This window comes from Ideonella sp. A 288, assembly GCF_002198735.1.
GTDB lineage: Bacteria > Pseudomonadota > Gammaproteobacteria > Burkholderiales > Burkholderiaceae_C > Pseudaquabacterium.
Genome location: NZ_MWLO01000041.1, coordinates 1 through 12004, shown reverse-complemented (window position 1 = coordinate 12004; position 12004 = coordinate 1). Strand labels below are relative to the sequence as shown.

At 73.5% G+C, this 12004-nt stretch carries 12 protein-coding genes and 1 pseudogene; 5 read left to right on the top strand and 8 right to left on the bottom strand.

What is annotated here, in order from left to right; genetic code table 11:
- Window positions 1-381, top strand: a 381-nt coding sequence (locus EOINJALH_RS02060) for a thioredoxin (RefSeq protein ID WP_404872724.1), incomplete at its 5' end; no start/stop codon positions are given.
- 21 nt (window positions 382-402) lie between these two features.
- Here EOINJALH_RS02060 and EOINJALH_RS02055 read toward each other — a convergent pair.
- From EOINJALH_RS02055 to EOINJALH_RS02040, 4 genes are all read right to left on the bottom strand, one after another.
- Entirely contained in the window at window positions 403-2034 is a 1632-nt protein-coding gene (locus EOINJALH_RS02055) for a rhodanese-like domain-containing protein (protein ID WP_088278649.1), read from the bottom strand.
- 202 nt (window positions 2035-2236) lie between these two features.
- Complete coding sequence (locus tag EOINJALH_RS02050) at window positions 2237-3262, bottom strand: transporter (RefSeq protein WP_088278648.1); 1026 nt, start codon at window positions 3260-3262, stop codon at window positions 2237-2239.
- A 114-nt stretch (window positions 3263-3376) separates the two neighbouring features.
- Window positions 3377-4045: a hemolysin III family protein gene (locus tag EOINJALH_RS02045; RefSeq protein ID WP_234413626.1), complete on the bottom strand. Its 669-nt coding sequence runs from the start codon at window positions 4043-4045 to the stop codon at window positions 3377-3379.
- Between the two features lie 17 nt (window positions 4046-4062).
- Window positions 4063-4875, bottom strand: a complete 813-nt coding sequence (locus tag EOINJALH_RS02040; RefSeq protein ID WP_088278647.1) for a GNAT family N-acetyltransferase — start codon at window positions 4873-4875, stop codon at window positions 4063-4065.
- A 280-nt stretch (window positions 4876-5155) separates the two neighbouring features.
- On the opposite strand from EOINJALH_RS02040, the gene EOINJALH_RS02035 reads away from it, so the two are divergent.
- Window positions 5156-5650, top strand: coding sequence for an arsenate reductase ArsC (locus EOINJALH_RS02035; RefSeq protein WP_088278646.1), 495 nt, complete (start codon window positions 5156-5158; stop codon window positions 5648-5650).
- 118 nt (window positions 5651-5768) lie between these two features.
- A complete protein-coding gene (locus tag EOINJALH_RS02030; RefSeq protein ID WP_088278645.1) occupies window positions 5769-7718 on the top strand; it encodes a pyruvate kinase in 1950 nt (649 codons plus the stop codon).
- A gap of 22 nt (window positions 7719-7740) precedes the next feature.
- On the opposite strand, the gene EOINJALH_RS31565 is transcribed toward EOINJALH_RS02030, so the two are convergent.
- Window positions 7741-7884 carry a hypothetical protein gene (locus EOINJALH_RS31565; RefSeq protein ID WP_158219616.1) on the bottom strand — a complete coding sequence of 48 codons (144 nt, stop codon included), beginning with the start codon at window positions 7882-7884 and terminating at the stop codon, window positions 7741-7743.
- Window positions 7885-7990: 106 nt separating this feature from the next.
- Between EOINJALH_RS31565 and EOINJALH_RS02025 the strand changes: the two genes are divergently transcribed.
- The gene (locus EOINJALH_RS02025) at window positions 7991-9025 is read left to right on the top strand and encodes a M14 family zinc carboxypeptidase (protein WP_088278644.1); all 1035 of its coding nucleotides are present in this window, start codon (window positions 7991-7993) and stop codon (window positions 9023-9025) included.
- Window positions 9022-9774 carry an alpha/beta fold hydrolase gene (locus tag EOINJALH_RS02020; RefSeq protein ID WP_088278643.1) on the top strand — a complete coding sequence of 251 codons (753 nt, stop codon included), beginning with the start codon at window positions 9022-9024 and terminating at the stop codon, window positions 9772-9774. Before EOINJALH_RS02025 ends, EOINJALH_RS02020 begins: the two co-directional genes overlap by 4 nt.
- Window positions 9775-9810: 36 nt before the next feature.
- Here EOINJALH_RS02020 and phoR read toward each other — a convergent pair whose 3' ends face one another.
- From phoR to EOINJALH_RS30905, 3 genes and pseudogenes are all read right to left on the bottom strand, one after another.
- Window positions 9811-11157: a phosphate regulon sensor histidine kinase PhoR gene (gene phoR, locus EOINJALH_RS02015; protein ID WP_234413625.1), complete on the bottom strand. Its 1347-nt coding sequence runs from the start codon at window positions 11155-11157 to the stop codon at window positions 9811-9813.
- A gap of 22 nt (window positions 11158-11179) precedes the next feature.
- On the bottom strand, window positions 11180-11881 hold the full coding sequence (gene phoB, locus EOINJALH_RS02010; protein ID WP_088278642.1) for a phosphate regulon transcriptional regulator PhoB: 702 nt from the start codon (window positions 11879-11881) through the stop codon (window positions 11180-11182).
- A gap of 19 nt (window positions 11882-11900) precedes the next feature.
- Window positions 11901-12004, bottom strand: a pseudogene (locus EOINJALH_RS30905) (phosphate transport system regulator PhoU); the annotation flags it as partial.

Here is a 12004-nt window from a genome sequence, read left to right as displayed (position 1 = left end):
GTGATGCCCGACCCCCAACCCCCGTCCCCGACTGGCCAGCGCTTGCACGTGGCCTGCCTGTGCGCGGCCTGGTGCCGCACCTGCGATGCGTATGCCGACACCTTGCGTGGCGTGGTGGCCGACTTCGTCGATCGCGGCCAGGCCCATGCCCCGCGCTGGGTCGACATCGAGGACGAGGCCGACCTGGTGGACGAGCTCGACATCGAGACCTTCCCGACGCTGGTGGTCTACGACGCCGAGCGCCTGCGCTTCGCGGGCCCGCTGACACCGCAACCCGAGACGCTGCGCCGCCTGCTGGCGAGCCTGTGCACCACGGGGGCGGGGCCCGCCGCGGCGGACCCGGCCTTCGACGCGCTGGTGCAGCGCCTGCGCGGCGGCTGACAGGCCGAGGCGTGTGCGCGGTCAGCCTGCCGCCAGCACCTCGAAGCCGTGCGTGCCGTCGCGGCCGAGTTGCGCCACCAGGCCGAACTCCCAGTCGAGGTAGGCCTGCATTGCCGACCGCGGCGCGTCGGTGCCCTCGTAGGGGCGGCGGTAGCGGTCGATGCGCGGGCTGAGCAGTCGGGCGTCGCCGGCCTCGAGCGGTCGTCCCGCGGCGGCCCAGGCGGCGGTGCCGCCGTCGAGCACCGCCACCGGGGCGCGGGTCGCCCGCGCCAGGTCGGCCGCCGCAAAGCGGGCCAGCGCCCCGTTGCCGCAGGTGACGACGATGCGCCGGGCGGCCGGCGACTGCTCCAGCGCCTTCGCCAGACCCAGCACCCCTTGCACCCGCAGCACCCACCAGGCGCCGGGCACATGGCCCTTCACGTGGGCGGCGCTGGTGCCCACGTCCAGCACCAGCGTGTCGCCCTGCGTGAGCTGTTCGGCCAGCTGCGCCGGGGTGACGGTGGCCACCGCGGGCGCCGGCGTGCTGTCGGGCTGGTGCGGCCCGGTGGCGGTGAACTGGGCGGGGTCGGTGTCGGTGAGCCAGGCCACCTCCCAGCCCAGCTGGGCCAGCCAGTGCGCGGTCATCGGCGCGCGCACGCCGTCGAGCCTGGGCCCGCCGTCGGCCAGCACGATGCGCGCGCCGCGCACCGCGGCGAAGACATCGGTCTCCTGCACCAGTTGCCCGCCCGGGGCGCTGCCGAAGCCGGGCAGGTGGCCGGCGGCGTAGTCCTCGGGGCTGCGCACGTCCCAGCGGTACAGGGTGCGGCTGGCGTCGGCGGCCCAGGCGGCCAGGCCGGCGGCGTCCAGCCGCCGCGCGCCGGCGCGGTCGGCCAGCGCTTGCGCGGCGCGCTGTGCGGTGGCACGGTGGGCGTCGCTGGGGACACTGGCCGTGTCGGCAAAGCGCCGCTGGCGGCCGCGGTCGAGCTCGAAGCCGGCCAGCGTCCAGCCGATGGTGCCGTTGCGCAGCGCGGCCACCGGGTTGGGGATGCCGGCGTTGACCAGCGACTGCGTGCCGATGATGCTGCGGGTGCGGCCGGCGCAGTTGACGATGACGCGGGTACGCGGGTTCGGGGCCAGGTCGCGCACGCGCAGCACCAGTTCGGCGCCGGGCACGCTGGTGCCGGTGGGGATGCTCATGGTCTGGAACTCGTCGAAGCGGCGGGCGTCGAGCACCACCACGTCGGCGCCGCCGTCGATCAGCGCCTTCACCTCGTCGGCCGGCAGCGAGGGCGTGTGGCGCTCGTGCTCGACCTGTTCACCGAAGGCCTTGCTGGGCACGTTGACGTCACGGAACAGCTCGCCACCGCTGCGGCGCCAGCCCTCCAGGCCGCCGGCCAGCAGGTGCACGCCGGTGTAGCCCAGCGCCTGCAGCCGGCGCGCCGAGGGTTCGGCCAGGCCTTCGCCGTCGTCGTAGACGGCAATCGTCACATCGCGCCGCGGCAGCCGCCAGGGCGCATCGAGCTCAAGGCGCCCGGCCGACAACTGCACCGCGAACAGCGGGTGCTCCTGCGCGTAGGGGTCTTCCTCGCGCACGTCGACCAGGGCGATCTCGCGCCGCGCACGCAGCGCCTCGCGCACGGATTCGGAGCTGAGCAGGGGCAAGGCATCGGCCATCAGGGGGTTTCCTCGATCACGCGGTCTTTGGCTTCAACGGCGCCGGCTGTTGGACACCCAGGGCCTGACACTGCCTGGGGACATCCGTGTCGCCCGACGCATCCCAGGCGCCCGGGCTGGCGTCGGCCGCCGTCGCCGTGCACGCCGCGGTGCACGGCCCGGATGTTGCCATCAGCCGCGCAGATCGGGCTCGGCCGGCGTGTCAGTCGCGCGGCGCCAGCCGCCTCCAGGCCAGCCAGCCGGTGGCCGCGGTGAACGCCCCGATGACGGCGACGACCACCCAGAAGCCCTCGGGGTGCTGCGCCAGCGGGATGCCGCCGACGTTCATGCCCAGCAGGCCGGCGCTCAGGTTGATGGGCAGCGCCAGCACGGTGACCATCGTCAGCAGGAACAGGCTGCGGTTGTTCTCTTCGGCCACACGGCTGGAGGCCTCGTCCTGCAGCAGCTTGATGCGGTCCTGCAGCGAGGCCACGTCGCGCAGGGCCACGCCGAAGTCGTCGCCGGCCTCGCGCAGGCGCTGCGCGTCGGGCGGTTGCACCCAGTACGGCGGGTTGGCCACCACGCGCTGCAGCGCGCCGGGTTCGGGCGACATCAGGCGGTTCAGGCGCACCGCCAGGCGCCGCAGCTGCGACAGCTCGGTGCCATGGCGGCCGGCGTGGCGCGCCAGCATGGCGTCCTCGATGTCGTCCACCCGCTCGCCGGCCTTGCGCACGATGAGCTGCAACTCGTCGGCCTGGTCGCGCAGCAGGTGGTCGAGCAGGCCGATGCCGGAATCGAACACCTCGCCGCGCTTGACCGAGGCCCGCAGCCGGTCGACGCTGCGCAGCGGGTGCCGCCGCGCGCTCACGACCAGGCCCTGGCGCACGCTGACCCACAGCGTGGCCAGCTCGGCGGCGTCGAACGAAAAATCGAAGGTGACGTCGTTGATGACCGCGAACACCGTGTCGCCGTCGCGGTGGATGCGGCTGGCCCGCGAGCCTTCGCGCAGGGCGGCGAAGAACTCGTCGGGCAGCTCGGCGTGGTCGCGCAGCCAGGCCTCGGCCCGGGCGTGCGACAGGTTGAAGTGCAGCCAGGCCACGCCCGACGGCTGCGGCGGGCCGGACCGCAGCCACTCGATGGCGGCGGACGCCTCCACCGGCTGCCCGGCGCCGCCCTCCCGGAACAGGTAGCCGCAGATCAGCCCGTTGTCGTCGGAACCATAGGGGAGTGACGCCTTCGCGCTGGCCATGTCGATCGGTGGGTTGGGTCGACCCTCGGGGCCGCGGCGCACCATGGTGCCCGCCGCATGTGACAACGGCGTGTCGGTGCTACACAGGCGCCGCCGCGGCGGGCGCCGCCCTGCTCAGGGCAGGTGCCGCATGGCCGCCAGCACATGGCAGGCGCTGCCCGCCACGACGAAGAGATGCCAGACGAAGTGAGCGTAGCGCACACGGTGGTCCAGCAGGAAGGCGACGGCGCCCAGCGTGTAGCACAGCCCGCCCGCCATCAGCCAGGCCAGTCCGCCGCCGGACATCTGCGCCACGGCCGGGGCGGCCGCGAGCACCGCCGACCAGCCCATGATCAGGTACAGGCCGGTCGACACCACCGGGTGACGCAGCCGGTTCAGCAGCTTGACGGCCACGCCCAGGGCGGCCAGCGACCACACCAGCGTGAACATCGTCCAACCCCAGCCGCCGTGCAGGGCGCTGACGGTGAACGGCGTGTAGCTGCCGGCGATGAACACGTAGATCGCCGCATGGTCCAGGCGGTTCAGCCAGCCCTTGGCCTGGCCCATGGGCAGCGCGTGGTACAGCGCCGACACACCGTACAGCAGGACCATCGTGCCGACGAAGATGGCGGCGGCCGCCTCGTCGAGCGGGGTGCCCTGCCGCGCCGCATGCTCGACCAGCATGGGCCAGCCCGCCACCGACAGCAGGCAGGCCAGGCCATGGCTCACCGCGTTGGCGATCTCCTCACCCGGCGACTGGGGCCGGCCGGACGTCGTGGCCAGCCGGGTTGCACCGGGTGTCACCCCAGGCCCCTCGGCGCTCAGCCGCCGCGCAGGAAGCGCCGGCGGTACGACGCCGGCAGGTCGCTCAACCTCAGCATCAGCGGCAGGTCGGCGGTGCCGAAATCGGGGTCCCAGGCCGGCGGGCCCAGCACCTTGGCGCCGCAGCGCAGGTAGCCCTTGATCAGCGGCGGCGGCTCGACGGCCAGGTCGCCGCGCAGGTCGTCCACCGGCAGCGGCAGCCGCGGACTGACCTGCTCCTCGATGGGGGCCAGGTGGGCCTGGCGCAACTGGTGCCACAGGCTGGCCGCGGCGTGGCCGCCGTCGCGCATCGGCACGCTGGCGCAGCCGATCATCAGGTCCAGGCCGTTGCGATGCATGAACTCGGCCAGAGACGACCACAGCAGCAGGATCACCGCGCCGCTGCGCCAGTCGGCGTCGGTGCACGAGCGGCCCAGTTCGGCCATCCGCGGCCGCAGGCCGGCCAGACGCACCAGGTCGAACTCGGTGTCGGTGTACAGCCCGCCCACCAGGCGCGCCGCCGCGGGGGTCAGCACGCGGTAGGTGCCCACCACGCGGGCCGGCGCATGGCTGGTCGGCAGCGTGCGCACCAGCAGGTGTTCGCAGTAGGCGTCGTAGAGGTCCACGTCGAGCCCGGGCTCGGTGCCCGGCGGAGGCGACAGCGTCGCCCCCATCTCGCCGACGAAGACGCGGTGGCGCAGGCGCTGGGCCTCGCGCACCTCGTCGGCGTGGCGGGCCCAGACGGCCTCGAGTGGCGGGGCCTCGGCGGGCGACGACCGGCGGTCGTGCACCCGGGTGCCGGAGGACTGTTCGAGAGGGGTGTGGCTGTCCATGTCGCCGATGTTTCACCGCGACGGTGACGGTGCAGTGAAGCTGACGTGACATCGCGGTGACGCCGCCGGCACCGATCGGGTTCGACACCACACGGTCGTGCGCGCCGGGTCATGCCACGACGGGGTTTCACGAAACCGTCATGGCGGAGCATCAAGATAGCCGTGGTCTCCGTGGGCGCGTGCCCGACCCGCCCCGGCGGGACGTCTCGACGCACCCGGGCCGACCGCTGTCGGGGCGCATGCGCCCAACACCCGAATGAAACGACCCAAAGTGGCTCCAATGACCGACCCGCTCCTCCACGTGCTCTTCATCTGCACGGGCAACTCGGCCCGCTCCATCATGGCCGAAGCCCTGATGAACACGCTCGGCCGAGGCCGCTTCAGGGCCTTCTCGGCCGGCAGCCGGCCCGGCGGCGTGGTGCATCCACTGGCCCTGGCCACCTTGACGACGCTGGCGGTGCCGGTCGACGGCCTGCGCAGCAAGTCCTGGGACGAATTCGCCGCGCCCGGCGCACCGAAGCTGGACTTCGTCCTCACCGTCTGCGACGCCGCCGCCGGCGAGGTGTGCCCAGTGTGGCCGGGCCAGCCGATCTCGGCGCACTGGGGCGTGCCCGACGCCGCCTCGTTCGTGGGCACCGAGGCCCAGAAGTCGAAGCTGTTCTTCGACGTGGCCCTGACCCTGAAGCGGCGCATCGAGCTGATGCTGGCCCTGCCGATGCAGTCGCTCGACAAGCTGTCGCTGGCGCATGCGGTCAAGGACATCGGCAGGCATTGACCCAAGACGACGCACCGCGTCGATGGCGGCGGCAAGCTCTGCCCTGTCGAGCGCACGCCTCACCCTCCCCGTCACGCGGCGCAGCGAGAACCGTCCACGCCCACCCCTGCCACCTGCCATGGACACCCCCGTCACTGCACGACCCGGCCACGGTGCCTGGGACGCCACGGTCTGCGACACGCTGATCCGCAAGCTGCAATCCCTGCGCGCGGCCATGGTCGCGGCGGAGGCGCGGCTGGGCGACCGGGCCAGCGACATCGACCCCGGCAAGCTGCCCAGCGCCAGGAACCTGGCGCACTACCTGGCCTTGCGGCGGGTGGACCTGCGCGAACTCCAGGAGCGCCTGGCCTGGATCGGCGTGTCGTCGCTCGGGCGGGCCGAGACGCATGTGCTGGCCAACCTGGACAAGGTGCTGGGCATCCTGCACGTGCTGGCCGGCCGCGAGTGGACGCCGCAGACCTCGGACGAGCCGGTGGGCCAGAAGCGCGGCCCCGCCCTGCTGGCCCGCCATGCCGACGCGCTGTTCGGCGCGGCCCCGGCCGAACGCGCCGCGCGCATCATGGTCACGCTGCCCAGCGAGGCCGCCAGCGACCCGGCGTTGATCGAGGCCCTGGTGGCCAACGGCATGGACATCGCCCGCATCAACTGCGCGCACGACGACGCTGCCGCCTGGCTGGCCATGTGCCGGCAGGTGCGCCGGGCTGCGCGCCAGGCCCGGCGGTCGGTGCGCGTGCTGATGGACCTGGCCGGGCCGAAGCTGCGCACCGGGCCGATCGAGCCCGGGCCCATCGTGCTGCGCCTGAAGCCGACCCGCGATGCCCTGGGGCGGCTGCAGCAGCCGGCGCGCCTGGGCCTGCGCGCCATGGGCAGCACGGGGCTCGTGCCCGGTGCGCCCCACCACCTGGGCGTGCGCGCCGCCTGGCTGGCGCAGTTGCGCGTGGGCGACCGCATCGACCTGGAAGACGCGCGGGGCGTCAAGCGCAAGCTCGGCGTGGTCGACCGACATGAGTCTGGCGTGCTGGTCGAAGGCGCCCGCACCGCTTTCATCACACCGCAGACCACCTTGCGGCTGCGCCGCGAGGGCGCCACCCTCCGCGACACGGCCATCGACGGACTGCCGGCGACCCCCGGACAACTGCGCCTGCACCGCGGCGACACCCTGCACCTGGTGCGCGACGGCATGGGACACGGACCCGGGGGGCCCGGTCGCACCGAAGGCGGACGCACCCGCCGGGCGGCCGTGCTGGCCTGCACCCTGCCGCAGGCGCTGGACGCCGTGCGCAAGGGCGACCGCGTCTGGTTCGACGACGGCCGCATCGGTGCGGTGGCGCGCCGCCGCACCGCGCAAGGCGTGGAACTGCGCATCACGGTGGCCCGCGACGGCGGCGAGGGCCTGGCCGCCGACAAGGGCATCAACCTGCCCGACACCGCGCTGGACCTGCCCGCGCTCACCGACAAAGACCTGGAAGACCTGGCCGTGGTCGCCGCGCAGGCCGATCTGGTCGGCCTGTCCTTCGCGCAGTCAGGCGACGACGTGCGGCAGTTGCGGCACCAGCTCCAGACCCTGGGCGCCGCGAAGACGGGCGTGATCCTGAAGATCGAGACCCGGCGCGGCTTCGAGCACCTGCCCGAGATGCTCTTCGCTGCGATGGGGGCCAGCGCGGCCGGCGTGATGATCGCCCGCGGCGATCTCGCGGTCGAGTGCGGCTACGAGCGGCTGGCCGAGGTGCAGGAAGAGATCCTGTGGGCCTGCGAAGCCGCGCACGTGCCGGTGGTCTGGGCCACCCAGGTGCTCGAGACGCTGGCCAAGACGGGGCTGCCGACGCGGGCCGAGATCACCGATGCCGCCATGGGCGAACGCGCCGAATGCGTGATGCTCAACAAGGGGCCGCACATCCTGGACGCCATGCGCATGCTGGCCGACATCCTGCAGCGCATGCAGTCGCACCAGTCGAAGAAGCGACCGCTGCTGCGCGCCCTGGCGGCCTGGCAGCCGCCCGCGGGCGACGCCGGGCTGGACACGCCGCCCACCGCACCGCGGGCGCGGCGCGCGGGTGTGCGGCGGTGAGCCGCCCCGGGGCGCGCCGTCGTCAGTGCAGCTGCCGCCGGGCGCGGCGCTGCCAGCGATCGGCCACCCGCCGGCGCGTCAAGGCCGTCCACTCCAGCAGCCCGCTGGCCAGGGCGGCCACGACCACGGGCCAATGGGCGATCGCACGCAGCGGAACGGGGGGCATGGTCATCCTTCACGAGGCACCGGACGCCGCAGTGTGGCGCCGCGATGTGACGGCGGCATGTCGGTGATCGGCGTCGCCGGCATTGTCCGCGGGCGATGCCTCGCCCATGGCTGAGCACCCGGATGGCCCGCCCGAACTGGCCGAAGTGCTGGAGTTGGCCGCCGAGGCGGGCAGCGCGCTGGACTGCCGTGTGGTCTGCGAGGTGCGCTGTGGGCCCCGTGTGTTCCCGGTGCACGTGCTGACACTGGGCAACCCCGACCCCGCGGTGCCCGCCGTCGGTGTGTTCGGCGGCGTGCACGGCCTCGAGCGCATCGGCGCCGAGGTGGCACTGTCCTGCCTGCGCAGCCTGGTGTCCCGGCTGCGTTGGGACGACTCGCTGCACCGCATGCTCGACGGCATCCGGCTGGTCTTCATGCCCCTGGTCAACCCGGGCGGGCTGTGGCGGGGCACGCGCGCCAACCCGCAGGGCGTGGACCTGATGCGCAATTCACCGGTCGAGAGCGAGCACGGCCCGCCCTGGCTGCTGGGCGGCCAGCGCATCGGCCCCGGGCTGCCCTGGTACCGCGGCGTGGCCGGCGCGCCGATGGAGGCCGAAGCGCAGGCGCTGTGCGACGTGGTCGAGCGCGAGCTGATGCCGCACGCCTTTGCCCTGTGCATCGACTGCCATTCGGGCTTCGGCCTGACCGATCGGCTGTGGTTCCCGCATGCCCACACCGCACGGCCGGTGGAGCACCTGCCCGAGCTGCACGCGCTGGGCACCCTGCTCGACCAGACCCTGCTGCACCACCGCTACGTATTCGAGCCGCAAAGCCTGCAGTACCTGTCGCACGGCGACCTGTGGGACCACCTGTACCTGCGCTCGCTGGACGCCGGCGGCGGCGTGCTGCTGCCGCTGACGCTGGAGATGGGCTCGTGGCTCTGGGTGAAGAAGAACCCGCGCCAGATGTTCTCGCGCCACGGCATCTTCAACCCGCTGATCGAGCACCGGCGGCAGCGCGTGCTGCGGCGGCACGTGGGGCTGCTCGACTTCCTGATGCGCGCCGCCTACAGCCACGGCCGCTGGCGACCCAGCGGGCCGGACCGGCCGGCACTGCGCGAGCGCGCCCTGGCGCGCTGGTACCGCCAGAGGCCCGGGCGATGAAGACCTGGGTCCTGCTGCGCGGCCTGGCGCGCGAGAGCGGCCACTGGGGCGACTTCATCCCGCAGCTCCAGGCGGCGATGCCGGGCGACCGGATCGTGCCGCTGGACCTGCCCGGCAACGGCACGCTCAACGGCCAGGCCAGCCCGCTGCGGGTGGACGCGATGCGGCAGGCCTGTCGCGCGGCGCTCGACCGCCTGGGGGTGCGCCCTCCCCTGCACCTGCTCGGCGTGTCGCTGGGCGGCATGGTGGTGGCGTCGTGGATGCAGGCCCACGCCGACGAGGTGGCCGGCGGCGTGCTCATCAACACCAGCCTGCGGCCGATCAGCCCGCTGCACCATCGGCTGCGGCCGGGCGCCTGGTGGCCCCTGCTGCGCTCTGCGGCCGTCACCGATGCCTCCGGCGCGGAAGCGCTCATCCTCGGCCTCACCAGCAACGACGCCTCGCGCCGCCGGGCCGTGCTGCCGGCCTGGGTGGCGCTGCGCCGCGAGCGGCCGGTGAGCGTGGCCAATGCGCTGCGCCAGCTGGTGGCGGCCTCGCGGTTCCGCCTGGACGCCGCTGCGCCGAAGGTGCCCGTGCTGCTGCTGTGCAGCCGGGCCGACAGGCTGGTCGATGCGCGCTGCTCGCAGGCGCTGGCGCTGCGGTGGCGTTGCCCGATGTCCGTGCACCCGGGGGCCGGCCACGACCTGACGCTCGATGCCGGCGACTGGGTGGCCGCCGAGGTGGCGCGGCATTTTGCCGATCGCGCCTGACGCCGCCGCGGCCCAGCCGCGCTGCGCGCTGCGAGCTCAGGCCACGGCGCAGTCCACCGGCTCGCGGCGCACCCGGCTCGGCGGCAACACGAGTCGAAAGCACGAGCCGTCGCCCAGCACGCTGTCCACCTCCAGCACCCCGCCGTGGCGCTGCACCACGTGCTTGACGATGGCCAAGCCCAGGCCGGTGCCGCCGGTCTCGCGCGAGCGGCTGCTGTCGACACGGTAGAAGCGCTCGGTGAGGCGTGGCAGGTGTTCACGGGCGATGCCGATGCCGGTGTCGAGCACCTCGATCGACGCCTGCCCGTCCGGCCGCAGCGACCAGGACAGGCGGATGTGGCCCCCATCCGGCGTGTAGCGCACCGCGTTCGTCGCCAGGTTGGTCACCGCGCTCACCAACTCGGCCTGCGATCCGGCCAGCGCCAGCGCCTCGCCACCGGCCAGTTCGACGCGATGCCGCCCACCGGAGATCTGCACCGCATCGTCCGCCACCTGCTGCATGAGGTCGGCCAGGGGCACCCAGCGGTCGATCGGCGGGCGCGGGCCGCCCTCCAGCTTGGCCAGCACCAGCAGGTCGGCCACCAGCCCCTGCATGCGTTCCGACTGCTGCTGCATCAGCAACAGCATGCGCCCGCGCTCGGCCTCGCTGAGCGCCAGCGTCTGCATGGTCTCGATGAAGCCGGACAGCACCGTGAGCGGCGAGCGGATCTCGTGCGAGACGTTGGCCACCAGGTCGCGGCGCATCGCGTCGCCGCGCTGCCGCTCGGTGACGTCCTGGGTGACGAGCAGCTTCTGCCCGTCGCCATGGCCCCGCACCGACACCAGCAGCGAGCCCTCGCGGCCCGGCAGACCCAGGGCCACCGGCTCGAGCCAGTGGCCGCCCTGCAGGTGGGCCACGAACGCCGGCGAGCGGACCAGGTTGGTGATCGGCTGGCCGCGGTCGCGCTGCGGATTCAGCCCCAGGTGGTCGGCGGCCAGCGCGTTGCACCAGCTGATGTGGTCGCCCTCGTCGAGCAGCAGCACGCCGTTGGGCGAGGCCTCGATGGCCGACAGGAAGCCGCTCAGGCGCCGCTGCTCGTTGACCAGCGCCTGATCGCGCTGCCGCTGCGAGCGCTCAACCCGGTAGGCGATCTCGCCCCACAGGCCGCCGATGCGCGGCGCCTCGGCGTCCGTGCCACCGCGCAGCCACGACATCAGGCGCCGCGCGCGCAGGCCGTCGACGGCCATCGCCAGGCCCATCGCGCCCATCGCGCCGAGCGCAGCACCGGCCGAGGCCGCGCCCATCGCCCGCCCGCCCAGCCAACCGAGCCAGGCGCCAGCGGCCATCGCGGCCCAGGACGCCAGCACCTGCGGCAGCATCCAGTTCATCGACACGGGCGACACGCCGAGGGCCGATCGACCGGGCTCACGCCGACACGGGGCTCGGGTGCTGGGTGAGCCGGTACCCGGCGCCGCGGACGGTGTCGATCATCCACGACGCCTGCGCCGGTGCCAGCGCCTCGCGCAGGCGCTTGATGTGCACGTCCACCGTGCGCTCCTCGATGAACACGTGGTCGCCCCACACCCGGTCGAGCAGGTGGGCACGGCTGTGCACGCGCTCGGGACAGGTCAGCAGGAAGTGCAGCAGGCGGAACTCGGTGGGCCCCAGCTTCAGCTCGGTGCCCTTGTGGCTGACGCGGTGGGTGACCGGGTCGAGCCGCAGGCCCGCCACCTCCAGCATGTCGTCCAGGGCCTGCGGCGAGCGGCGCCGCAGCACGGCCCGGATGCGGGCGATGAGTTCCTTGGTCGAGAAGGGCTTGGTCAGGTAGTCGTCGGCCCCGGCCTCGAGACCGGCCACCTTGTCGCCCTCTTCGCTGCGCGCGGTGAGCATGATGATGGGCAGGTCGCGCGTGCGCTCGGCTGCGCGCCACTGGCGTGCCAGGGCGAGGCCCGACTGGCCCGGCAGCATCCAGTCCAGCACCACCAGGTCGGGCAGCGCACCGTCGATCTCGAAGCGCGCCTGCTCGGCCGTCGCGGCCAGGGTCACCTCGTGACCGGCGTGTCGAAGGTTGATGGCGATGAGTTCGGCGATGTTCGCCTCGTCCTCGACGACCACGATGCGGCTCATGGGCTGGCTCTCCGTGGGTTCACTTGGCGAGCGACTCGACCGTTTCGAGCGAGTTGTGCCGCACGTCAGTGCCCTTGACGATGTAGATGATGACCTCGGCCAGGTTCTTGGCGTGGTCGCCCA